At 37.5% G+C, this 24,205-nt stretch carries 22 protein-coding genes and 1 tRNA gene; 16 read left to right on the forward strand and 7 right to left on the reverse strand.

What is annotated here, in order from left to right; genetic code table 11:
* Nucleotides 1-4 precede the first annotated feature (4 nt).
* Together rsmG and AADJ06_RS16200 are read right to left on the reverse strand one after the other, a co-directional pair.
* Nucleotides 5-628, reverse strand: coding sequence for a 16S rRNA (guanine(527)-N(7))-methyltransferase RsmG (gene rsmG / locus AADJ06_RS16195; protein ID WP_341227530.1), 624 nt, complete (start codon nt 626-628; stop codon nt 5-7).
* Between the two features lie 49 nt (nt 629-677).
* On the reverse strand, nt 678-1,889 hold the full coding sequence (locus AADJ06_RS16200; protein ID WP_341227531.1) for a glycosyltransferase: 1,212 nt from the start codon (nt 1,887-1,889) through the stop codon (nt 678-680).
* A gap of 212 nt (nt 1,890-2,101) precedes the next feature.
* Between AADJ06_RS16200 and tgt the strand changes: the two genes are divergently transcribed.
* Nucleotides 2,102-3,232, forward strand: a complete 1,131-nt coding sequence (gene tgt / locus AADJ06_RS16205) for a tRNA guanosine(34) transglycosylase Tgt (RefSeq protein WP_341227532.1) — start codon at nt 2,102-2,104, stop codon at nt 3,230-3,232.
* Nucleotides 3,233-3,305: 73 nt separating this feature from the next.
* On the opposite strand, the gene fusA is transcribed toward tgt, so the two are convergent.
* Nucleotides 3,306-5,417, reverse strand: a complete 2,112-nt coding sequence (fusA, locus tag AADJ06_RS16210; protein WP_341227533.1) for an elongation factor G — start codon at nt 5,415-5,417, stop codon at nt 3,306-3,308.
* Between the two features lie 253 nt (nt 5,418-5,670).
* On the opposite strand from fusA, the gene AADJ06_RS16215 reads away from it, so the two are divergent.
* From AADJ06_RS16215 to AADJ06_RS16235, 5 genes are all read left to right on the forward strand, one after another.
* Nucleotides 5,671-5,991 (forward strand): DUF3467 domain-containing protein, encoded by a 321-nt coding sequence (locus tag AADJ06_RS16215; protein WP_341227534.1) that lies wholly within the window; start codon nt 5,671-5,673, stop codon nt 5,989-5,991.
* Between the two features lie 170 nt (nt 5,992-6,161).
* The gene (rpsL, locus tag AADJ06_RS16220) at nt 6,162-6,545 is read left to right on the forward strand and encodes a 30S ribosomal protein S12 (protein WP_111373596.1); all 384 of its coding nucleotides are present in this window, start codon (nt 6,162-6,164) and stop codon (nt 6,543-6,545) included.
* 124 nt (nt 6,546-6,669) lie between these two features.
* Nucleotides 6,670-7,140 carry a 30S ribosomal protein S7 gene (rpsG, locus tag AADJ06_RS16225; protein WP_341227535.1) on the forward strand — a complete coding sequence of 157 codons (471 nt, stop codon included), beginning with the start codon at nt 6,670-6,672 and terminating at the stop codon, nt 7,138-7,140.
* Nucleotides 7,141-7,559: 419 nt separating this feature from the next.
* Nucleotides 7,560-8,141 carry a YHYH protein gene (locus tag AADJ06_RS16230; protein ID WP_341227536.1) on the forward strand — a complete coding sequence of 194 codons (582 nt, stop codon included), beginning with the start codon at nt 7,560-7,562 and terminating at the stop codon, nt 8,139-8,141.
* A gap of 83 nt (nt 8,142-8,224) precedes the next feature.
* Complete coding sequence (locus AADJ06_RS16235; RefSeq protein WP_341227537.1) at nt 8,225-8,851, forward strand: membrane-binding protein; 627 nt, start codon at nt 8,225-8,227, stop codon at nt 8,849-8,851.
* Nucleotides 8,852-8,963: 112 nt separating this feature from the next.
* On the opposite strand, the gene AADJ06_RS16240 is transcribed toward AADJ06_RS16235, so the two are convergent.
* From AADJ06_RS16240 to AADJ06_RS16250, 3 genes are all read right to left on the reverse strand, one after another.
* Nucleotides 8,964-9,050, reverse strand: coding sequence for a hypothetical protein (locus AADJ06_RS16240; protein ID WP_341227821.1), 87 nt, complete (start codon nt 9,048-9,050; stop codon nt 8,964-8,966).
* Between the two features lie 41 nt (nt 9,051-9,091).
* Nucleotides 9,092-9,403: a hypothetical protein gene (locus AADJ06_RS16245; RefSeq protein ID WP_341227538.1), complete on the reverse strand. Its 312-nt coding sequence runs from the start codon at nt 9,401-9,403 to the stop codon at nt 9,092-9,094.
* Nucleotides 9,404-9,751: 348 nt separating this feature from the next.
* The gene (locus AADJ06_RS16250; RefSeq protein ID WP_341227539.1) at nt 9,752-10,429 is read right to left on the reverse strand and encodes a hypothetical protein; all 678 of its coding nucleotides are present in this window, start codon (nt 10,427-10,429) and stop codon (nt 9,752-9,754) included.
* A gap of 252 nt (nt 10,430-10,681) precedes the next feature.
* On the opposite strand from AADJ06_RS16250, the gene trpC reads away from it, so the two are divergent.
* The 8 genes from trpC to AADJ06_RS16290 all read left to right on the forward strand — a co-directional run bounded on the left by trpC (nt 10,682) and on the right by AADJ06_RS16290 (nt 16,714).
* On the forward strand, nt 10,682-11,506 hold the full coding sequence (gene trpC, locus AADJ06_RS16255) for an indole-3-glycerol phosphate synthase TrpC (RefSeq protein ID WP_341227540.1): 825 nt from the start codon (nt 10,682-10,684) through the stop codon (nt 11,504-11,506).
* Entirely contained in the window at nt 11,506-12,150 is a 645-nt protein-coding gene (locus tag AADJ06_RS16260; protein ID WP_341227541.1) for a phosphoribosylanthranilate isomerase, read from the forward strand. The genes trpC and AADJ06_RS16260 overlap by 1 nt, the downstream gene beginning before the upstream one ends.
* Nucleotides 12,151-12,207: 57 nt before the next feature.
* Nucleotides 12,208-13,401, forward strand: coding sequence for a tryptophan synthase subunit beta (gene trpB / locus AADJ06_RS16265; RefSeq protein WP_341227542.1), 1,194 nt, complete (start codon nt 12,208-12,210; stop codon nt 13,399-13,401).
* 39 nt (nt 13,402-13,440) lie between these two features.
* Nucleotides 13,441-13,854, forward strand: a complete 414-nt coding sequence (locus AADJ06_RS16270) for a Dabb family protein (protein WP_341227543.1) — start codon at nt 13,441-13,443, stop codon at nt 13,852-13,854.
* Nucleotides 13,855-13,892: 38 nt separating this feature from the next.
* Nucleotides 13,893-14,663 (forward strand): tryptophan synthase subunit alpha, encoded by a 771-nt coding sequence (gene trpA / locus AADJ06_RS16275; RefSeq protein WP_341227544.1) that lies wholly within the window; start codon nt 13,893-13,895, stop codon nt 14,661-14,663.
* A gap of 47 nt (nt 14,664-14,710) precedes the next feature.
* On the forward strand, nt 14,711-15,595 hold the full coding sequence (gene fabD, locus AADJ06_RS16280) for an ACP S-malonyltransferase (RefSeq protein ID WP_341227545.1): 885 nt from the start codon (nt 14,711-14,713) through the stop codon (nt 15,593-15,595).
* A 131-nt stretch (nt 15,596-15,726) separates the two neighbouring features.
* Nucleotides 15,727-15,797: transfer RNA gene (locus AADJ06_RS16285), tRNA-Gln, on the forward strand.
* A gap of 134 nt (nt 15,798-15,931) precedes the next feature.
* Nucleotides 15,932-16,714: a DUF3050 domain-containing protein gene (locus AADJ06_RS16290; protein WP_341227546.1), complete on the forward strand. Its 783-nt coding sequence runs from the start codon at nt 15,932-15,934 to the stop codon at nt 16,712-16,714.
* Here AADJ06_RS16290 and AADJ06_RS16295 read toward each other — a convergent pair.
* Nucleotides 16,711-18,660 (reverse strand): tail fiber domain-containing protein, encoded by a 1,950-nt coding sequence (locus AADJ06_RS16295; RefSeq protein ID WP_341227547.1) that lies wholly within the window; start codon nt 18,658-18,660, stop codon nt 16,711-16,713. The genes AADJ06_RS16290 and AADJ06_RS16295 overlap by 4 nt on opposite strands.
* Nucleotides 18,661-19,000: 340 nt before the next feature.
* On the opposite strand from AADJ06_RS16295, the gene AADJ06_RS16300 reads away from it, so the two are divergent.
* Complete coding sequence (locus AADJ06_RS16300) at nt 19,001-23,215, forward strand: two-component regulator propeller domain-containing protein (RefSeq protein WP_341227548.1); 4,215 nt, start codon at nt 19,001-19,003, stop codon at nt 23,213-23,215.
* Between the two features lie 153 nt (nt 23,216-23,368).
* Nucleotides 23,369-23,905, forward strand: a complete 537-nt coding sequence (locus AADJ06_RS16305) for a hypothetical protein (RefSeq protein ID WP_341227549.1) — start codon at nt 23,369-23,371, stop codon at nt 23,903-23,905.
* Nucleotides 23,906-24,205 lie beyond the last annotated feature (300 nt).

Consider the following 24,205-nt stretch of genomic DNA (forward strand, 5'->3'; position numbering starts at 1 on the left):
ACGTTTAAGAAAAGGGTACGTAAATTACCTTTTTCGTTTCAAAAAATTCTTCTTCAAAAAAATCAACAAGCAAATGTTCTTGATAAGGACGTTTTGCTTCGTTGAGCTCTTCTTCCAAATCTCCCCCTTTTAAATAAAGGATTCCATTATCTAAAGAATTAATAGATCTAGTTTCAAACTTTTGATGAATCCACCCTATGAATGGTTTCATTCTGGTTACCGCACGACTTACTATAAAATCATATTTTCCTTTGACATTTTCTGCACGTTCATGCTGAGCGGTAAGGTTTTTCAAACCTAGTGCTTCCGCTACTTCATTCACTACCTTTATTTTCTTTCCAATAGAGTCTACCAAATGAAACTGAACTTCAGGAAACATTATAGCCAATGGAATACCAGGAAAACCACCGCCAGTACCTACATCTAAAACCTTTGAGTTAGGTGCAAACTGATAAACCTTTGCTATTCCTAAGGAATGGAGCACATGCTTTTCGTACAAAGCTTCCACATCTTTTCTAGAAATAACATTGATTTGAGCATTCCAAAGTGTGTAGAGGTCAAGCAACTGGCCAAATTCAGCTTTCTGCTTCTCTGTTAAATCTGGAAAATATTTTAATATAATGTCCATGAATACGGAATTACTGATTCAAAAATTGAACGTCAAATGACGTAGAAACCTATCTCCACTTAATTTTCTTAGGATTCGAAAACAAAGACATTATTCCGAAAACCACCAAATAGGTAAAGTACAAAAAGTCTAAAAGTAAAATCTTACCTGAACTTACAGTAAGGCCTAGTTTCTTATTTGTCAATGACAAAATTAACCAACGAAGCAGTAACCAAGAAATAAAAACTCCTGTAACTACTCTCATCCAATTGGTATAGGGTAAATACTGCTGCCAGCCTATTTCATCAAGCCACTGTTCAGAAACTCTCATCCAATCTGGTAATACAAACCATGACGGTTCAGAAACAAATGCCGGAATAATAAAAAACCAACAAGCCAAGAAGCTTAACCAAAGCATAGCAATACTAAATTTATCTCTTGCTTTATATTTTTTCCCTACTGAAAGGTGACGCCTTTTTTGGGTTACCCAAGAGTCAAAGGTGGTTTTAGGCTCTGAGCTCACATAGGAGTCATAGTTTAAAGCAATCTCCGTATTGCTGCCTTTAGAAACTTCATTAATAAAAAGGTCATCATCTCCACTTAAAAGTCCCATGTGCGTAGAGAAACCTTTATTCTGCCAAAAACACTCTCTTCTATACATCAGATTTCTTCCTACACCCATAAAAGGTATACCTACTTTTGCAAAAGACATGTATTGCAAAGCAGTTTGGAAAGTTTCGTATCTAATAAAGGCGTTTAAAATTCCTGGGTATTTGTTATAAGGAGAAAAACCGAGCACCACTTCTTTGCCATCAGAAAGTTTGGCAACCATTTCCTTAATCCAATTTTTACTTAATGGCCTGCAGTCGGCATCGGTTAGCAGAATCACTTCTTTAGTTGCCTTTTTTATACCCATAGTTACCGCATATTTCTTAGCAGTAAAGTGTTCGGGTAAGGCCTTTACATTAACAAAAGAAAGATTTTTATAAGCTCCTTCATTGGTTCTTAAATAATCATAGGTTCCATCAGAAGACCTATCATCTACCACCACTATCTCAAAGTTTGGATATTCTTGATTATCAAGAAGAGGCAGCAATTCTTTTAAATTATCAAGTTCATTCCAAGCTGCCACAATAATGGATACGCCTAAAGGCTTTGATTTTACTTCCGTTTCAGCACTGCCTTCTCTTTTTAGAATAGCAGTAAAAACAAAAAGCAGGAAAATCAGCTGTATTAAAATAGCTGTTCCAAAAATTGCCGGAAAAATATAATCCCAGATCACTTAATAATAGTGGTGTTTTTTACGCTCCTAGAATAGTCCCTTCAAAACTAATGAAGATGTCATTCTAAAAATTATAGTGTTAAATATCCTCAAAGATAATAACTATTCTGATGTATTAATGTGATAAAAAATCTTTCAATCAATTTCATTTCAAGTGGTTCCGCCTTTAAAATTATTTTCAGGCTACCATTAATTAGACTTAATTTTGCAGGATGAAATTTGAGCTAAAAAAAACAGACTCTGGCAGTAAAGCAAGAGCAGGAAAAATCACAACAGACCACGGTGAGATATTAACACCCATATTTATGCCTGTAGGTACAGCAGGAACAGTTAAAGGTGTTCATCAACGCGAATTAAAAGAAGACATTCATGCTCAAATAATCTTAGGAAACACCTACCATCTATACCTAAGACCGGGTTTAGATGTGCTCCAAAAAGCTGGTGGATTACATGGCTTTAATGGCTGGGACAAACCAATTTTGACCGACAGTGGCGGTTACCAGGTTTTTTCTCTGAAAGAAATGAGAAAAATCACGGAAGAGGGAGCCAAGTTCAGTTCACATATTGACGGGTCAAAACATATGTTTTCTCCCGAATATGTTATGGATATTCAACGGATAATAGGTGCGGATATCATCATGGCTTTTGATGAATGTACGCCCTACCCCTGCGATTTTGCTTATGCAGAAAACTCTATGCATATGACTCACAGGTGGTTAAAAAGATGCATAAATCGCTTTGATAAAACAGAACCAATTTATGGTCATTCTCAAACATTGTTCCCAATTGTACAGGGAAGTGTTTATCCTGATTTACGAAAGCAATCTGCTGAATTTATTGCGGAGCAAGACAGAGAAGGAAATGCAATCGGCGGCCTTTCTGTAGGAGAACCTGCCGAAGACATGTATGCCATGCTGGAAGTGGTCAATGATATCTTACCAAAAGAAAAACCACGCTACCTGATGGGTGTGGGTACTCCTGAGAATATTTTAGAAGGAATAGCTTTAGGTACCGATATGTTTGATTGTGTTATGCCAACCCGAAACGCAAGGAACGGGATGCTATTCACTACGGAAGGTATTATCAATATTAGAAACAAAAAATGGGAAGATGATTTTTCTCCAATTGACCCTAATTTAGATTGTTATGCATCAAAGTTTTACACCAAAGCCTATTTAAAACACCTTATTAAATGTAAGGAAATGTTAGGTTCGCAAATAGCCAGTGTACATAATCTAGCTTTTTATATCTGGTTAGTGGAGCAAGCTCGAGAACATATTCTTGCTGGAGATTTTACTACTTGGAAGCCAAAAGCTATAAAGCAGTTTATGCGACGTCTATAATTCTAAAAGGCTTTAAAACGAGAAAAGCAGCTCAAATGAGCTGCTCTTCTTATATCTAGAAGGTTCGTAAATCCTACTCTCCTTTTTCTTTCTTGATAACATCTTCTGCAAGACTTTGCGGAACGAAATCGTAGTGAGAGAAAGTTAGGTTGGCTGTAGCACGACCTGAAGAAATAGTTCTAAGGTCAGTTACGTAACCAAACAATTCAGAAAGAGGAACAGAAGCCTTGATTACTTGAGAACCTTGCTTAGTATCCATTCCTTTCATAATACCTCTTCTACGGTTCATATCACCAGTGATAGGACCTGTATACTCATCTGGAGTTAAAATCTCAACAGCCATAACTGGCTCCAATAATTTAGCACCAGCCTCTTTTCCTGAATTACGGAACGCTAAACGAGCCGCCATTTCAAAAGAGAAAGAGTCAGAATCCACATCATGGAAAGAACCATGAACTAGAGATACTTTCATACTATCAACTGGGAAACCAGCTAAAGGACCATTTTTCATAGCCTCTCTAAATCCTTTTTCTACAGAAGGAATAAATTCACGTGGAATAGCACCACCTACAATTTTATTTTCAAACTGTAATCCTGGAAGAATTTCTTTTCCATCTTCTGGCTCATCTGCAGGTCCCATTGCATAAACAATGTCTGCAAACTTACCACGACCACCAGATTGTTTCTTATAAACTTCTCTTCCTTCGTAAGTTTTAGTTAAAGCCTCTTTGTATGCCACCTGAGGAGCACCTTGATTAATTTCTACTTTAAACTCACGACGCATTCTATCAATGATAATGTCAAGGTGAAGCTCACCCATACCTCTCATGATAGTTTGACCTGTTTCTTCGTTGGTCTCTACTTGAAGTGTTGGATCTTCTTCAATCAACTTCGCAATAGCATTACCAAATTTATCTTGATCAGCAGTTTTCTTAGGCTCAATAGCATATCCAATTACTGGATCTGGGAAGTTCATTGATTCAAAAACAATTGGATTATCTACATCAGATAATGTATCTCCAGTTTTGATATCTTTAAATCCTACTACCGCAGCAATATCACCAGCTTGCAATTCATCAATTTGATTTTGCTTGTTAGCGTGCATTTGGAAGATTCTAGAGATACGCTCTTTCTTACCATTTCTGTTATTTAAGATATACGACCCAGAAGGTAATGTACCTGAATAAGAACGGATAAAGCAAAGACGACCTACGAAAGGATCCGTTGCAATTTTAAAAGCCAATGCAGAAAATGGCTGAGTGCTATCTGGAAGACGCTTAATTTTTGCTTCTGTTACTGGATCTGTACCAATGATACCATCTCTATCTAAAGGAGAAGGTAAAAGCTCCATAACATAGTCCAACATTGTTTGAACACCTTTGTTTTTAAAGGCAGAACCACAAAGCATTGGAACGATGTCCATGCTAATTGTAGCAATTCTTAATGCGTTGATAATTTCTTCAGCAGAAATAGACTCAGGATCTTCAAAGAATTTCTCCATCAATGACTCGTCAGCAGATGCTACTGATTCCAATAGCTGCTCTCTCCAATGAGCTACATCGTCTACCATGTCAGCAGGAATCGGAACTTCGGTAAAAGTCATTCCTTTATCTTCCTCATTCCAGATAATACCTCTGTTATAAACAAGGTCAACAACACCTTCAAAGTTCTCTTCGTTTCCAATAGGTAACTGAAGAGGAACGGCGTTACTACCTAACATTTCTTTAACCTGTGCACACACGTTTAAGAAATCAGCACCTTGACGGTCCATTTTGTTTACGAAACCAAGACGAGCAACATTGTAGTTATTTGCTAATCTCCAGTTAGTTTCAGATTGTGGCTCAACACCATCAACCGCAGAAAACAAGAATACAAGACCATCTAAAACTCTCAATGATCTATTCACCTCCACCGTAAAGTCTACGTGACCTGGTGTGTCAATGATGTTCATGTGATAGTTTTGGTCCTTGTACTTCCAGTCTAGCGTAGTAGCAGCAGAAGTAATAGTAATACCTCTTTCTTGCTCTTGCTCCATCCAGTCCATTGTGGCAGCACCATCATGAACCTCTCCAATCTTGTGACTAACCCCTCCGTAATAAAGGATACGTTCTGTAGTTGTAGTCTTACCTGCGTCAATATGAGCGGCAATACCAATGTTTCTTGTGTATTTTAAATCGCGAGCCATTATTAAATATTTTACTTATTTTAGACCTAAATCGTTGACTGTCAACAGAATAGGACTTACAAAACTTTAAAAGTCACCTTTCTGTTTTCGGGGTGCAAAAGTACGCATTTTTTTCTGACAAATAAACTATCCTTTTAAGTATAAGTTTAAGATTATCAAAATAACATTGCCTTTCAATAAAATTCCTTATGCCGAAACGGTGCAATCGAAAACAATTAATTAGTTTTGACAATAATTGCTAAACGCCGAAATAATGACAAAAAACACAAAAGCTAACGACCAACAGATAAACATTGAACTATCTGAAGAAATGGCAGAAGGAGTATATGCTAACCTTGCCATGATTGCCCACTCTAATTCAGAATTTGTCATTGACTTTATAAGATTGATGCCTGGCGTTCCTAAGGCAAAGGTAAAATCAAGAATCATACTTACTCCTGAGCATGCTCAAAGGTTGCTTGTAGCCCTGCAAGATAATATCAGTAAATACGAAGACAACTTTGGGGACATAAGAGAAAGTAATGAGTCGGTTCCTTTTCCAATGAATTTTGGTGGGCCAATGGGGGAAGCTTAAAAGCCTATTTATACCTTTATAATATAGCGGGGATTTTACACCCTAAAACCATTACCAAGATATTGATAGAAAACTTTTAATGTCATGGCATAGGAATAAAATAAATTTCTGTACCTTTGCACTCCCTTTTTAAGGGAGTATTTATTTTTTTAACATTTTTAATTTTTACAATGCCTACTATACAACAGTTAGTAAGAAAAGGAAGAGAGCAGCTTAAGCATAAGTCGAAATCTCCTGCATTGGATTCTTGCCCACAGCGTCGTGGCGTTTGTACTCGTGTTTACACTACTACTCCTAAGAAGCCAAACTCGGCCCTTAGAAAAGTAGCTCGTGTGAGACTTACAAACCAAAAAGAAGTGAACGCATACATTCCGGGTGAAGGTCATAATCTACAAGAGCACTCTATCGTATTGATAAGAGGTGGTAGAATCAAAGATCTTCCTGGTGTACGTTATCACATCGTTCGTGGAGCATTGGATACAGCAGGTGTAGCGAGTAGAATGCAAGGTCGTTCTAAGTATGGTGCTAAGAGACCAAAAGCAGCCAAAAAGTAGTCCCCATTGTTTTAAATTAGGGTAGCAATATCCAATGATATATAAAACAGGGAAGTAATGTTACTCATTACTGAGTAATGTGAATTAGTTTTTTAAAACGAAACCTCATTAAAAAAACAAAGAAATGAGAAAAAGAAAACCGCCAAAACGTTACGTATTGCCTGATCCTAAGTTCAGAGACACTAACGTTACAAAATTTGTAAATAACTTGATGATTCAAGGTAAAAAAAGCTTGGCGTACAGCATTTTTTACGGAGCATTAGACTTAGTTGAAAAAAGAACTGAGGAAAATGGCCTTGAAACATGGAAAAAAGCATTGAACAATGTTTCTCCATCTGTTGAAGTAAAAAGCCGTCGTGTAGGTGGTGCTACTTTTCAGGTGCCTATCGAGGTTCGTGTAGAAAGACGTCAGTCTTTAGGCATGAAGTGGCTTATTAGCTACGCTCGTAGAAGAGGAGAAAAAACCATTACAGAGCGTTTAGCTGGTGAGATTATCGCTGCTGCTAAAGGTGAAGGTGCAGCCGTTAAGAAAAAAGACGACACGCACAGAATGGCAGATGCAAACAAAGCATTCTCTCACTTCAGAATGAGATAATAGCTTTTAGCAAATCTTTATTAAAACCTTCTCAAGAAATTGGGAAGGTTTTTTTGTGCGTGAGTGTGTCATTTTACATACTCAACAACAACTCTCCAAGGAACGCCACAGAGTCCACACTTGAGACTCTGCTAAAGCGAAAGGCAACGAAATCATACCACGACACGTAATAAAATAAAGAACAATTTTATGGTTCAGACACTAAAATCGTATTAGAAATGAAAAAAATGACTTTAAAACTGACCAAGTTAACTGTATTTATTGCATTAGGATTTTTATCTTGCGATAAGGATGACGACACAGTTACAATAACAGATGAATCTACAAACGGTACACCTTTATCAGCATTTGATGAGTTCAACCCCGATGCAGTAACGTTTTCGTTTAGTGACAACGACGTTACCGTCGAATCGACAGGCTTGCCTAACCACACATCTCCGTATTGGCCAGAAACGAATCCCTTATATATTGCACAAACATATGGCGATCATCTAACGCCGGGCTTTATAAATGAAGGCAGCTATACTGTCACACTTCCACTTAATCCAGAAAAGGCATCGGCAAGTACAGCTACGGGTTTAGGTGCTATTGGAATATCGGTCACTGGTGTACCTATTTTTAATGGCCAAGAAGGCCAAAATAGACCTTTTGACTTACCAACAGCTACGGGACTTGATTATGCAGGAGCTCACAATGGTCCAGGAGGATACCATTATCACCTCGAAGCTGCTGACGTACCTGAAAACGATAATAAGGTATTGTCCCACGATGACGGGAAGTTGGTTGGTATCATGTCTGATGGTTTTTTGTTATATGGTAGAAAAGAAATGGATGGTTCTTATCCTACTGACTTAGACGAATCAGGGGGACATAGTGGCGTCACTCAACATAGTGACGGCGTAGAATTCTATCATTATCATGTTATTAATGAGTTTTACATTAACTCTTATATCCTTTTGTTTGGAGCTGACTTACAAGGGACGCCAAATAAGATTTTTTAATGCAATAAGCTAACCGAAAGGAGCAAGTCGGAATTAACTGTATGTAATATGGAATGCCCCCTTTCTACATCCTTTTCAAAAAAATGAAGCATATTTTTCAAATTGTATTTCCGTTAAGTGTTTTACTGTTAAGCTGTACAAAAAAGGAAGAGGGAAGAATCGAGGAAATCCCATATTCAACTGATATTGCATTAGAAATACCAAATATCACCGTTGATAAATCAGTACTGTACTACGATAATAAAACATCACTTTGGACATTAAATGACCAACCATATTCAGGCTATTCTGTCAGTTTTCACCAAGACAGTACCTTAAAGGGGAAAATAGGCATTGTGAATGGAAAAAGAGAAAATCGAGCCATTCATTGGTATCCTGATGGACATGTTAGTCATGTTGCAAATTATCGTAACGGAAAACTTCACGGTGAGAAAAAGGTGTGGTCGTCTGAACCAGGTCACGTCTTAATTTCTCACCTTAATTATAGCTTTGGAAAAGCCCATGGAGAACAAAAGAAATGGTATCCCACGGGAGAACTACACCAAAAAATAAACCTTGACATGGGGCAAGAAAAAGGCATTCAACAAGCATTTAGAGAAAATGGCGATTTGTATGCCAACTATGAAGCAAAGAATGGTAGAGAATTTGGTCTAAAAAAAGCTTCGCTTTGTTATGGCTTGAAAGAAGAGAATATCCAATATCAAAAATAAAATGTATACTATCTATAAATCTGGGATATTCAAAAACCATTGATCCAGTACCCCTAAAAGCCTTATCTTCTAAAAATCCGCTAAGCGTAAGATTCAACAAGATTTACTTAAATCATTTTTTAGTCTTTATGATGATGACTCCATTACTGCCTCTAGTGCCATATAAAGCTGTAGCCGAGCCGTCTTTGAGCACTGTCAAGTTTGCAATATCTCTAACTTGAACTAAACCTTGTACTTCTCCTAAGCCACCACAAAAAGAACTCCCGAAGCTCCAAACAAAGTCTTGACCCCTCTAACTGTAACTGTGGCATTATAGCCCGACCCGTTTACATTTAAACCTGGTACCTGTCGAAGATAATTTTCTAGGGTAATATTCTCATCATCCATTTTTACCGACTGAGCCGAACTTGAGCTAGAACGTTTGCTCTTCTTAGTAAAGCCATTGTCAACTACACTATTTTTTTCATAGCTAGAATTACCACTGGATGACGGTTTGTTTCTGCAAGAACTGAATAGCAAAGCAGAGAGCAATACAATTATTATCTTTTTCATTTTTCTGAAATTAGATTTTTAAGATAATACTTTTGTTTGACATATCTTAAGCATAATAAGGCAATATACTTTTAAAATACCCCACGCCCTTTGTATTTCATTGCTAAAACAACAGGTTGTCTTTTTTTATATTTGCCCTTTAGCAAAACAAAACTAGGAGACGTAAAACTAGTAGAAGGAATGGAAAACATGCCTAAGGTATTCCATTTCCGAAAACAGCGTTTTGCAAAAGTATATTTATAGACTTAAGACTACCCGCTACATAAGCAGCCTTATAAAACAAGAAAACCCTCTCCATTGCTGAAGAAGGTTTCTAAAAGTCTATAAAATTTCGAAAGTAATTTACTACTAGCCTGGTAATGGAGCACCTACCGCTACTCCACAATCATGACCTGGCTGACCATGTGCAGGATTTACTTTACCTACATTAGCAGGCAAGCCGAAATTAGGAGTAGTAGCCGCTGGAGCTGAAATACTTGCAGGAGCTGCAGCTTTGGCCGCACCCTTTGCAGGTAATGGTGCACCTACTGCTACTGCACAATCATGCCCTGGCTGACCATGAGCAGGATTTATATTTTTCAAATTCACATTTAAGTTTGGCGTACTTGCCACAGTTGGTTGTGCTGCCGTTAAAGCTGCAGGAACCGGAGCAGACTGAGCTACTGGCCCTGATGGCAATGGAGCACCTACCGCTACATCACAATTATGACCTGGCATACCATGAGCAGGATTTAAACCTGAACCAGAAGCACTAAAGTTAGCTGGTGCACCTAGGTTCATTAATTTACCAAGTTTAGTAGGCGGATGAACCACCGTTCCTGAAGATTGAGTACTTATTTGAGAAACACTCGCCTCTGGGCTTGTGTTAGCAGTAGCTGCCGCGGGAGCTTCTAATACACTGCTTGCTGCAGTTGCTGATGTACCACTCTGAGTCATTGCTGATTCACTTCCACTGTCAGAGTTACAGGCAAACATCCCTAAGGATATAAAAGCTGCTATAAAAAAAGTACTTTTTTGAATTGTCATAATATTAGGAAATTGATTTAAATCCATAAATACAATAATAAAGCCAAGTATCCACACTTAAAACTTTAAGTGGCACTAAATCGAGTAAAATACTCATTTCGTGGACGTTTGACCTATAAATTTTTCATTACTTTCCCATATCATCCTCCTCATAGGTTTCAAACCTAGGTGTTATAAACTGATTAAAATGGCTTATTTTATTCCATAAAATTGGTTTTTAATTTTAGCTTAAACCGTACAAAAACCTCATTTTTGCAAACTAAAAGCATCCCAAAAGATAGCATGACCATTCTTGATACCATAGTAGCACAAAAGAGAATTGAAATAGAAAACGCCCAGAAGACGGTCTCGATAGCAAACCTTCAGGCAGCAGAGCATTTCAAAAGGAAAAGTTTGTCATTAAAGGCTTCTTTGACTAAAACTGGTTCTTCTGGAATTATAGCAGAATTCAAAAGGAAATCGCCCTCAAAAGGATTCATTAAAGCTGATGCTGATGTGGCTGAAATTACCTCAGGTTATTCTAATGCAGGTGCTGCTGGCATGAGTGTCTTGACAGATACTAAGTTTTTTGGTGGCAGCAAAGAAGATTTGCTAAAAGCAAGAGCCGCTAACCCAAACACTCCAATTTTACGAAAAGACTTTATGGTAGACAACTACCAAATATATGAGGCCAAAGCCTGGGGAGCTGATGTAATTTTACTAATAGCGGCCTGTCTTGATAGCCAGCAAATTGACACCTTAAGTACCAAAGCTCACGAGCTAGGATTAGAGGTTTTATTAGAAATCCATAATGAAGAAGAACTTGATAAGAGTCCTTTAAAGCATATCGACGTGATTGGCGTAAATAATAGAAATTTAAAAAATTTCGCCGAAAGCAATGTAAACGCCTCATTGGAGCTTATAAAGATTATACCAGCAGAGATGGTTAAAATATCAGAAAGCTGTATTAGCCAAACTAGCACCATCAAGCAATTGAAGAATGTAGGCTACCAAGGCTTTTTGATTGGTGAAAATTTTATGAAAACAGAGAACCCAGGAGCCGCACTTGATAGTTTTATAAAAGAAATAGAAGCCTAATGAATTTAAAACTTAAAGTCTGTGGCATGAGAGATAATCAAAACATCAAAGATGTTTTGACCGTCAATCCAGACTACATGGGTTTTATATTCTTTGAAAAATCGCCTCGAAATTTAGATATCGACTGGAATCCAGAAATACTTCAAAGCTTCCCTGAAACAACTAAGAAAGTGGGCGTTTTTGTGAATGAAGCCTTAGAGATTGTCATAGAAAAAGTTAAAAAGTATCAACTAGACCTAGTTCAGCTACACGGTAGCGAGTCCACCAATTATTGTCAAAAGCTTGAAACGCTAAAGATTCCTGTGATGAAGGCTTTTTCTGTGGATGAGGGTTTTGACTTTGAAAGCGTAATACCTTACCAAAAAGCATGTACTCAATTTCTTTTTGACACTAAGGCTAAAGGCGGATATGGTGGCCATGGGAAAACTTTTGATTGGACTTTGTTAGACCAATACACCTTAAATACGCCATTCTTATTGGCCGGAGGGATAGACCTCAGTAATATTGAGGAGTTAATAAACATTAATAATCCTGCCTTATTGGGAATTGATGTGAACAGCAAGTTTGAAATTGAACCTGCTTTAAAAGACATAGAAAAATTGCGTAAGCTGAGAGAAGCCCTAGATAGATTGAACAAGAACTAAGGGCATTTAAAGATTCTTGGCTAATTTTACCACTCAGATATTGAGAAAAACCTATACATGTTGCAAATAGAGAATTCAGCTTTTGCTGTAAACGAAAGAGGATATTATGGAAACTTTGGCGGAGCGTGGATTCCTGAAATGCTTTATCCTAATGTGGAAGAGCTTCGCAAAAACTACCTAGACATTATTTATAAGGACGAATTTCAAGAGGAATTTAACGACCTTTTAAAGAATTATGTAGGCAGGCCTACCCCCTTATACTTTGCCAACAGGCTCTCGGAAAAGTATCAAACAAACATATACCTTAAAAGAGAAGACCTTTGCCATACCGGTGCTCACAAAGTTAATAACACCATAGGTCAAATATTACTAGCTAAAAGGCTTGGTAAAAATAAAATAGTAGCTGAAACTGGTGCAGGACAGCATGGTGTAGCCACGGCCACGGTGTGTGCTTTAATGGGAATAGAGTGCATAGTGTACATGGGAGAGGTGGACATAGAACGCCAAGCTCCAAACGTAGCTAGAATGAAAATGCTTGGTGCGGAAGTCAGGCCTGCCAAAAGCGGCTCTAGAACCTTGAAAGATGCTACCAACGAAGCCATGCGTCATTGGATTAATAATCCTACGGATACGCATTATATTATTGGCTCGGTGGTAGGTCCTCACCCCTACCCAGATATGGTAGCCAGGTTTCAATCCGTTATTTCCGAAGAAATCAAAAAGCAGCTTCTAGAACAAACAGGAAAAGCAAATCCTGAATATTTGGTAGCTTGTGTAGGTGGTGGTTCAAATGCCGCTGGAACATATTTCCATTACTTAGATGAACCTTCTGTTAAGATTATTGCAGCGGAAGCAGCTGGACATGGTATCACCACAGATAAGTCTGCAGCTACCACTTTCTTAGGTAAAAAAGGGGTATTGCATGGCAGCAAAAGCCTTTTAATGCAAACGTCAGATGGACAGGTAGTAGAACCACATTCTATTTCTGCAGGTTTAGATTACCCAGGCATAGGGCCAATGCACGCTCACCTTTGGGAGTCTGGCAGAGCCAAATTCTATGATGCTACTGACGGCGAAGCACTGGCTGCTGGTTTTGAACTGACTAAACTGGAAGGTATAATTCCTGCCATAGAATCTTCTCATGCACTAGCTGTTTTAGCAAAACTAAACGCAGGCAAAGACGAAACTGTGGTGGTGAGTCTTTCTGGAAGAGGTGACAAAGACTTGAGTACTTACATGAAACACTTATAATCAACCCATTTGGCAGAGCCAAATACAAACCCTTTAGCAATGAAAAAAACACTTTTATTTTTATCAATCGCCGTATTAGGAATGGCTTGTCAGCCTGAAACAGAAACAAAAGAAGAAGAAGTAACAGAAACCGTTATGACAGAAGAAACAGCAAAACTAAGACATGTAGTCATGTTTAAATTTAAAGATGATGTAGCCAAAGAAGATGTGGATGCAGTGGTAGCTTCTTTTAAAAATTTACCAAACGAAATTCCCGAAATCAAAGGATTTGAGTGGGGTGTAAATAACAGCCCTGAAGGATTGGATGAAGGATTCACACATATTTTCACCCTTACTTTTGACTCAGAAGAAGGAAGAGCCGTTTATTTACCACACCCAGCTCACAAAGCGTTTGGAGAAGGTTTAGGGCCGGTTTTAGACAAAGTGTTGGTACTAGACTACTGGAAAAAGTAGAAAAACCATAATCAAACAATTTTTATAAGCTCGTATTGATGAATCGACTGGAGAAACTATTTATTGACAAACCTAAGGAGGTTTTAAACATCTACTTTACCGCAGGTTTCCCAAATTTAGATAGCACTATTCCGCTGTTAGAAGCAGCTCAAGAAGGTGGTGCTGATTTGGTGGAAATAGGTATGCCTTTCTCTGACCCTGTGGTGGATGGTGAAACTATTCAAAAAGCCAACATTAAGGCACTAAATAATGGCATGTCTGTGGCATTGCTTTTTGAGCACTTAAAGGAAATGCGAAGCAAGGTGAATCTCCCAATCATTTTGATGGGAGATATTAATCCCGTTTTTCAGTTTGGTGTAGCCGAGTTTTGTCAAAAATGTGAGGAAGTAGGTGTAGATGGTTTGATATTACCAAACCTACCCATGGCAGAATACTTGGAAGATTTCAAAGCACTTTTTGACAAGCATGGCCTGTTGAATATTTTCTTGATTACGCCACAAACCTCTGAAGAAAGAATTAGAGAGATTGACGAGTACTCATCTGGTTTTGTCTACATGGTTTCTTCCGCTTCTACCACAGGTTCTACTACTGGAATTACGGAAGAAATGAAAGGCTATTTTGACCGTGTCAATAAAATGAACCTAAAGATTCCACGTCTTATAGGCTTTGGAATAAAGGATAAAGAAACGTTTAAAGAGGCTAGTCAATATGCCAATGGAGCCATTATAGGCAGTGCTTTTATTAGGGCTATTGACTGTGAAAAGCCTACGGAAGGTGCTAAGGCATTTTTGAACGAAGTTTTAAATTAGAAACAGATTCTAACAAGAATCAACAGAAAATAAAATCATTTAATATTATGACAGCATACGTATTTCCAGGTCAGGGAGCCCAGTTTAGTGGTATGGGCAAAGAGCTCTACGAAGAGTCTGCCAAGGCCAAAGAGCTTTTTGATAAAGCCAATGAAATTTTAGGTTTTGAGATTACAAAAATCATGTTTGAAGGTAGTGCCGAAGACCTGAAGGAAACTAAGGTAACGCAACCAGCCGTATACCTTCACTCTGTAATTAAGGCCCTATGTGCAGATGAATTTAAGGCAGACATGGTAGCAGGACACTCTTTAGGAGAATTTTCTTCACTGGTAGTGGCGGGGGTCTTGTCTTTTGAAGATGGTTTAAAGCTAGTAGCCCAACGTGCCGATGCCATGCAAAAGGCTTGTGAAATTAATCCGTCAACCATGGCGGCTGTTTTAAGGCTAGATGACGCCAAAGTAGAGGAAATATGTGCAGCTGTGGCTGAAGAGACTGGAGAAGTGGTAGTAGCCGCTAATTATAACTGCCCAGGGCAGCTTGTAATTTCAGGTACTATTAAAGGTATAGAGATAGCCTGCGAGAGAATGAAAGAGGCGGGAGCCAAAAGAGCTTTGGTTTTACCTGTAGGAGGAGCATTTCACTCACCGCTAATGGAGCCGGCAAGAGAGCAACTAGCTGCAGCCATAGAAAACACGACGTTTAACGAGCCTACATGCCCGATATATCAAAACGTGACTGCGAAGCCATCAACTGACGTAGCAGCTATAAAAACAAACCTTATAGCACAGCTTACTGCTCCTGTAAGATGGACACAATCTGTACAAAATATGGTGGCTGATGGTGCTACTAGTTTTGTGGAGTGCGGACCAGGAAAAGTACTGCAAGGCTTAGTAAGCAAAATTTCTTCGGAAGTAGAGGCTTCTGGAATTTAGCCTTTAGTGACTGTATAATAGAGGCTTACCTCCTCGGAGCCATTTAGACTGAAAAATATTATTATTTTTTTTCAGAGAATGACTTGACAGGAAAGAAATTTGCCCCTATTTTTGCAGCCTAATTACACGATTGACCCGTGGTGTAATGGTAACACAGGGGCTTTTGGTGCCCTTATTGAGGGTTCGAGTCCTTCCGGGTTAACACAAATCGCAGCTGATGAAAATCGGTTGCGATTTTTTCTTTTAGTGCGTCTGCAAAATCCCATATTCTTCGAAAAAATATAGTCTTTATAATGGCAAAATGCGTTTATAAAGAATTACTACTTTGAATAAAAAATGAACAGAATAAAGCATATAGAGCAGTCAATCGCAGGTTTAAGAAATCAGCTACAAAATCACGCACTGTATAAGAATCTAAATAATATAGAAGACATTAAAACCTTCATGGAGCAGCATGTATTTGCCGTTTGGGATTTTATGTCTTTACTTAAAGCTCTTCAGTTAAAACTCACCACGGTTCAGATACCCTGGGTACCCTCTAGCAATGCTACGCTTTCAAGGTTTATAAACGAGATAGTACATGGAGAAGAAAGTGATATAAATGAGCTTGGAGAACCCAAAAGCCATTATGAGATGTATCTGGATGCCATGGAGCAAGTAAACGCCAATACCAAACCTGTAAAGGCTTTAATTGAATTAGTAGAATCAGGAAAATCAATAAACCATGCACTAGACGAAATTGATGTACATGATGGAGTTAAAGATTTCGTGAACTTTTCTTTTGAAGTGATAGCTACCGATAAGCCACATCTTATAGCATCTGCCTTTACTTTTGGCAGAGAAGATTTAATTCCTGATATGTTTATAGAAATCTTAGAAAGTGCTGACGCCGAAAACAAAGTTTATAATAAGCTAAACTACTATTTGGCACGCCACATAGAACTTGACGGCGATGAGCACGGCCCACTTTCTCTCCAAATGATTACAGAACTTTGTGGTTCTGATAATAAAAAATGGGAAGAAGCATTAGATATAGCCAAAAAAGCTTTAGAAAAACGCATAGGCCTTTGGGACACCATAAATGACCTACTAAAAAAGAAAGAAGCTACATTGATTTAGTCTTCCTTCACCGCCACAGATTTTAATAGCATTTCTTTGAGCTCTTTGAAATCACTTTTTAGCGAAGTATGTTCTTCTAATTTTGCCTCTAGTTTTTCTATTCTTGACGCGTATGCACCAATGTCTTTTCTTAAATCATCTGTCACAGCTTTCAACGAAGCCGAGAACCTCTTTTCAGTAGCCAATTCCTCTTGAAGCTCCCTAGTCCTTGCTTCCAAGGCTTTTATGGCCGCAAAACTTACGCCATCAAAATCAGCTGTGGCTATGGTGCTGTCGTTTCCTATGGTACCATAGGCATCGTTACCAAAATGATGATGGAAGTCTTGAGCCATTACGCCCCAGTGGCGGTGTTTGTTTACGTTTTGACCTTTATAATTCCATGTGCCTATTCGCATAGCAGCGACGCTTTTTAATACGTCTTCACCATTAGAAGCTATGAAGTTTTCTTTCTTAGTACTGTCAGAAATACTTGACCAAGAGTTGGCATTATTCAGAGCCATTAAGCCAATGCTACTTGCCGACAAATCATTATTGGTGTATAATTTATATCCATTATGGAATCGGGCCAAGAACCTGTTTGATGCATCTGCTTTTAAGGAATCTCCTGTACTAACGACATAATCACTTATGACCATTGCCCCTCTAAAACCATTGGTAGTTGCTCTTGTCCCACTTGCCGTGCTGTAATCTCCAGAAGCCTTGGTACGATAACCTATAGCTGTAGAAGAATTACCAGAGGCTTCGGTAAACAGCCCCATCGATGTAGAATTTGAACCTAGAGCTTTGGTTTGATTACCCATAGCTGTGGAATAATCTCCTGAAGCATCTGTATCACTTCCCATAGCCGTGGATAAACCACCACTTGCTTCCGTAGAATAACCTATAGCGATAGAATAATCTCCATTAGCCATCGATTCATAACCCATAGCTGTTGAAGTATTTCCTAACGCAACTGTATTGTAACCTAGAGCTGTGGAATTGTAGCTGACCGCTTTTGTTTTATACCCTATGGCCGTAGAATAATCTCCTGCGGCTAAATTACTAGTACCCAACACTACAGAATAATCCCCCTGAGCTTCAGAAAAATTACCAATACCAATAGAACTATTACCAGACACGGTTGCATGAGTTCCCATAGCGAGGGAATACGCACCAGTGGAAATTGAATTATAACCAATTGCAGTAGAATTATCAGCTGAAGAAATTGACCTCGCACCTAGAGCTGTAGAATAATTACCAGTAGCCTCATTATCTAAACCCAAAGCTGTAGAATAAAGCCCTTTTTTATCGAAGACCCAAGGATTATGCCTTCCAGACCATAAAGACCTTGACATTGCATCATAAACTAAACCCTCTCCAAAATAATTCTGAATATCAGTAGCTACCTCATCTTGAAGTATTGCTTTCCACTTTAACACAAAACCACTACCAGTGTTATGGTCACTATCAGTCTTAAATTTAATTTTAACCGTTTTATCACTGATGACCAACCTTTCTGGCAGAGTACTGCCAGAATAGGCTTCAATAATTTCAGAGGTATAATAATTCAAAACAAATAGAGTATCACCTTCAGCTTCAGTCCCAAAGGATTCAAAATCTAATTGATAAGCAAGAAAAAAAATATTATCAGTTTTGAAATCAAACTCACAATCATAAGCGAAACCACCAAAATAATTTAAATCTCCACCAGGGTCTTTTAATGTTCCAGCAAGAGATACATCTGGCACTCCTGTAGCACAACTCATGGTATGCACATTACTAGCTGGGTCATCTTCGGTAAATTCAACTTTTGGTCCCACGAGCAGCCCCTTACCGAAAACGTTTAATTGGTCTTGGTTCGTACTATCTCCATTTATGCTTTGTGCACCTGGGCTAATTAAAACAGACTGTGCTTTAATAAAAAATGGAACTAAAACTAAGACTATAACAGGTAATATTTTATTCATTCTTTTTTGGTTTTTTAAACTTAAAGTTAGCACAGAACGCTCTGATTATACCTTCCTAAGGGGAGGGTTTTATTTTGCGGTGAAAAATATATTAGCAGCCCTATGAAACTACCAAATCATTCTTATGTGGATAAATATTTCATTAGGAACTAACTACATACAAATACCATAATTAAAATGCACAAACCGCATGTTCGTATACACGAAACGGTTATTGACAAATATCAAGCTAAACTCCTATTCCTTTTTGATTTATCAGTCTCTCTATCTTCTAAAATTTTGGACTGAATATTGGAGTATGAATAATTGAATATTTCTTAGCACTATAACAAAACTCTATATGAGACCAGTTAATAACACATCAATTAATTGGAGTTTGCAATTTTGGCTTTTTACATTTTTAGGAATGCTTTTAATTCCTTTAAAAAGTACATGTCAACAAGACTATCTTCGATTTGAGAATTTTGGTATTTCCGAAGGGCTCTCGCATAGTTATGTAACAAGTATCTGTCAAGACCAACTAGGCTTTCTTTGGTTCGGTTCAGGAAATGGTTTGAATAGGTATGATGGCTATTCGTTCAAAACATATAAAAACAAGGCCACAGACTCCACAAGCATAAGTAGTAATCAGATAACAGACATTCATCAAAGTAAAAACGGAAACTTATGGATTACCACTACCGGAGGGGGGCTAAACCTATACGACATTAATAAAGACCATTTCATTAGCTTTAAGCACCAAAAAAAGAACATAAATTCAATTTCCTCCAACTCCCTAAATGCGGTAATTGAAGACCATAAAGGGGATGTTTGGATAGGTACTGACGGTAAAGGACTAGATGTCTTTTCACCAAAAAATGGTACATTTTTTCATTATACTACTGACAAGGCTTCTGGTTTGAAAAGTAACTTTATCGAAACCATATATGAGGATAGTCAAAACAAAATTTGGATAGGAACACATACTGGACTTTATGCTTTTGATGACAAAAAAAAGTCATTTATCTCCTTTAACTTGAGCCAAAATACTTCTACCAAAATAAGGATTAGCTCCATCTTGGAAGATAACAAAAAACAATTATGGATAGGTACCAATGGAAATGGCCTATTTATATATAATCCACATAATAATTCCATTAAACATCACCTTTCTCAAGTAAACAAATCAAATGGTTTAGGAAGTAATGTCATATACTCCCTAGAAGAAGGTCCAAAAGGAAACATATGGATTGGTACAGAAAATGGCGGGCTGTCTATCTATAATCAAAAGGAGCAATCTTTTGAAACATTTAAAAACGATGAGTTAGACTCTTATAGCCTGAGTAGTAATTCAGTTCACTCATTACTAAAAGACCAAAAAGGAAATATGTGGATAGGCACCTTTAACGCAGGTGTAAGTCAAGTAAATATTGATGCTGAAAAGTTTATTCACTATCGCCGTATGTCTAAAGCTAATAGCCTTAATAACGACAAGATTCTTACTATTTACGAAGATAAGAGAAACCAAATATGGATTGGGACAGATGGTGGTGGCTTAAACATCATGAACCCCAAAAATGGAAGTTTCAAACATTTGACACATACTAATAACGATAGTCAGTCAATCACAGGAAACCACGTACTAAGTATTCTAGAAACGGGAAACAACGAAATATGGGTGGGTACCTGGGCCAATGGAATTACAGTTTTTAATACTGCTGGTAAAGTCCTCAGGCATTACAAAAACAACCCTTTAAAAAAGGGCTCTCTGAGTAATAATAACGTTTGGGTAATGCATCAAGACAGCAAAAGAAACATTTGGATTGGCACCTATGGCGGAGGAATTAACCTTTACAATCCTTTAAACAATTCTTTCATACATTATACCTCAAATCCAAGCAGCGGAAAAGGCACCAACAATAACAAAATACTTTCTATCACAGAAGACTCTAAAGGTTATATGTGGTTTGGAACTGATGGCGGTGGCCTAAATAGAATGAAAAAAGCAGACAGCTCTTTTACCTATTTCATGCATCACGATAAAGACAATAGTATCAGCAGCAATAGTGTTGGAAATGTTTTTGAAGATCAGAAGGGCAACCTTTGGATTAGCACAAAAAACGGTTTGGACTTATACAAACCAAAAGAAAAGCTATTTACTAAGTTTTCAGAAGAAAATGGTTTAGAAGGAAATATAATTCAAGGTGTTTTAGAAGACAACAGTAAGAACCTTTGGATTAGTACTGATAAAGGCATTAGCCGCTATAATCCTAGAAGCAAAACTTTTCATAATTATTCTGAAGCTGACGGACTACAGGAAGGTCAATTTAAAGAATTGGCTTTTTGCAAAACAAGGAGCGGAAAGATGTATTTCGGCGGAAATAATGGAATTAACGCTTTCTGGCCTGACAGCGTAAAGCAAGTTAGCTTTGAACCTCCATTACTAATAACTGGTTTTAAAATTTTTAATAAAAATATAGCTGTAGCAAAGAATAAAGAAGACAGTTCACCTTTAAAAAACAACATTTCCCTTGTTGACAAACTTGTACTTTCTTACAGTGATGAAGTTATTTCTTTCGATTTTTCCTCCTTAAATTTTGTATCAGAAAAAAAGAAAAAATACCAATACAGAATGCTTGGCTTTGACCAAGAATGGCAGCAAGTAGGAAACGAACATACTGCTACCTATACTAATCTTGACCCTGGCAACTACATTTTCCAAATAAACGGCTTAAATAATGACGGTACTTGGTCTCAAAACCCTAAAGAGTTAAATCTAACTATCACACCTCCATTTTGGAAAACGTGGTGGTTTAGGCTACTAATGCTTATCGTCTTTTTGGGAAGCCTTTTTGCTCTTTACCGATATAGAACAAGAACTATAAGGTCAAAAAAAGCATCTTTAGAAAGGAAAATAAGCAGACGTACTAAAGAGTTACAAATATCTACTGAGCAAGAAATTAAAGCTCGTGAAGAAGCCGAAAAAGCTAAAACCGATGCTGAACTTGCCAACAAAGCCAAAAGCGTTTTTCTGGCTACCATGAGTCATGAAATAAGAACCCCCATGAATGGTGTCATAGGAATGAGTAACCTCTTACTGGAAACAGAACTAAACAAAGAGCAAAGGAGCTATGCAGAAACCATTGGGGTTTCGGCCGACAACCTTCTAACGGTGATAAACGATATTCTTGACTTTTCTAAAATAGAGTCTGGAAAAATGGAACTTGAAGATAAAGACTTTAAACTTAGAACTTGTATTGAAGAGGTTATTGACCTATTTGCAAAAAAAGCAGTTGAAAAGAATTTAGACCTTGTTTATCACATAGACCCAAAGGTTTCACCACATATCTATGGTGACCCTACAAGACTTAGACAAATTCTTATTAACCTTATTGGGAATGCCATAAAGTTTACCCACGAGGGCGAAATATTCTTAAACGTAAAATTAGCTAACACACATATTCCGGATAAAATCAACCTCACTTTTGAAGTGCGTGATACCGGAATTGGAATACCCAAAAAGAAAAGAGATAAATTATTTCAGGCATTTTCACAAGTGGACTCCTCCGTTACAAGAAAATATGGAGGAACCGGCTTAGGTTTAATTATAAGCAAAAGATTAGTCAATTTAATGGGCGGCGAAATTGGCATAGAAAGTCAGGAAGGCACGGGCACTACTTTCTATTTTAACATCATAACCATGCCTGGGGAAGAATCTGAACCCATTCACAAAGCTGTCACCGAATTAGATGCCTTAAAAGGGAAACGAATTTTGGTAATAGACGATAACGAAACCAATAGACAAATTTTAGAAGCACAGCTTAACTTTTGGGAATTCAAACCGACTATTGCGTCTTCTGGCTTGGACGCTCTCAAATTGATTAAAAAATCGGAAAACTTCGATATCATCTTAACTGACATGGAAATGCCAGACATGGATGGTTTAGAATTAGCTCATGAAATACGTAAAAACGATTCAAATACACCAATTATTCTACTTAGTTCTCTGGGTGATATATCTTATAAAAACCATTCAGAGCTAATTTCAGCAAGCCTGACTAAGCCTGTAAAACAAGATCTACTTTACAAGGAAATCCTGAATCAGCTCAAAACCTCTACTACCCTTCAAAATGCTGATATTAAAGTAGATAAGAAAAACACTGAAGAGTGTTTTGCACAAAATTATCCTGCCAATATCATGGTGGCTGAAGACAACATAATTAACCAAATGGTCATAAGTAAGGTTTTAAAAAGTCTTGGATTTCAGCCAACATTAGCTGTTAATGGAATTCAAGTAGTTGAAAAGTTTAACCAAGATGATTTCAATATAATATTAATGGATATCCAAATGCCTGAAATGGACGGTCTAGAGGCAACCCAACAAATAAGAAAACTACAAAAAAAACAGCCTGTAATAATAGCAATGACAGCTAATGCAATGGCAGGTGATAAAGAAATATGCTTAGAAGCTGGAATGGATGATTATATCAGCAAACCAATAAATAAGCAGGACTTGATGCACAAAATAAAAAGTGGGTTTTCAAAACTAAAGATGGAAGAAAGCACCTCCAAATAAGCTGAAATATCAAACTGCTTAATGCAAATAAAATCCAGTCATAAGTCAACTCCTTTCTAAAAATCATCTAGCATAAAAAAACAAAGCATTACGCTACTTTCCGCATGTTTCATATAAACTGACTATTTTGCATTTTTACTAATGCTTCTTTACATGAAATACTTTTTTGTTTTACTCCTAAGTGTATCTTTTACATTAAAAGCACAAACGGCAACTGAAAAAATTGACACACTAGCGGCCGCGGACCCACTTCTGATTGACATGCCCACCTACAGCATTGAATTACCAAATACTTGGACTATAAAAACAGGCTGTGTAGAAGCACAGTGCACAGCTCATTCGCCCACAGATACTTTACGAGGGTATGACACTTATATAGAAAGTGTTAACCTTACGGTCAATAAACTTTCGTCGGCCAGTTATACGGCAGAGAAGTATGCTAATTTCTCTATTGGCTATTTGCCCAAAGTGGTCAAGGAGTTCAAGGTTTTAGAGAAAAAGAAACTCAACTCAAAAAGCTATGTCATCTCTTATAAAGGCAACAAAAATAATATCTGGCAAACCTGGATACAGTATTATCATGTAAGAAACAGCAAGGTGTATATTGTAACTTTTTCAGGTGAAACGCTGAAGTATTACCACTATAAAGACTTTATAACTCCATATTTAGATAGTTATAAGTTCAAATAACTTAAACCCACCGCTTATCCGCCACTGAACTACCAAATCTCTCCCTTAGAAGTAGCTTCAATTTCCCCATATGGCTTATTTTAGATAGAATTGCACTATTGTGATTCTTTACTAAATCATTATTTCTACAAGAACAAACCGTTAAGAACCTCCTCCTTTTTCAGCCCTGATTGTTAAGCAATCTTTAAATTCCTAACAAGCGGAATTTCGCTATTACTAATAGATATACGTTTGCGTCTCAAATCATTTATTAGTTCAATCAAACAAGTTTTATGAGACAAAATTTACCTAAAGTCTCCT

The sequence above is a fragment of the uncultured Arcticibacterium sp. genome (assembly GCF_964021845.1).
Taxonomy (GTDB): domain Bacteria; phylum Bacteroidota; class Bacteroidia; order Cytophagales; family Spirosomataceae; genus Arcticibacterium.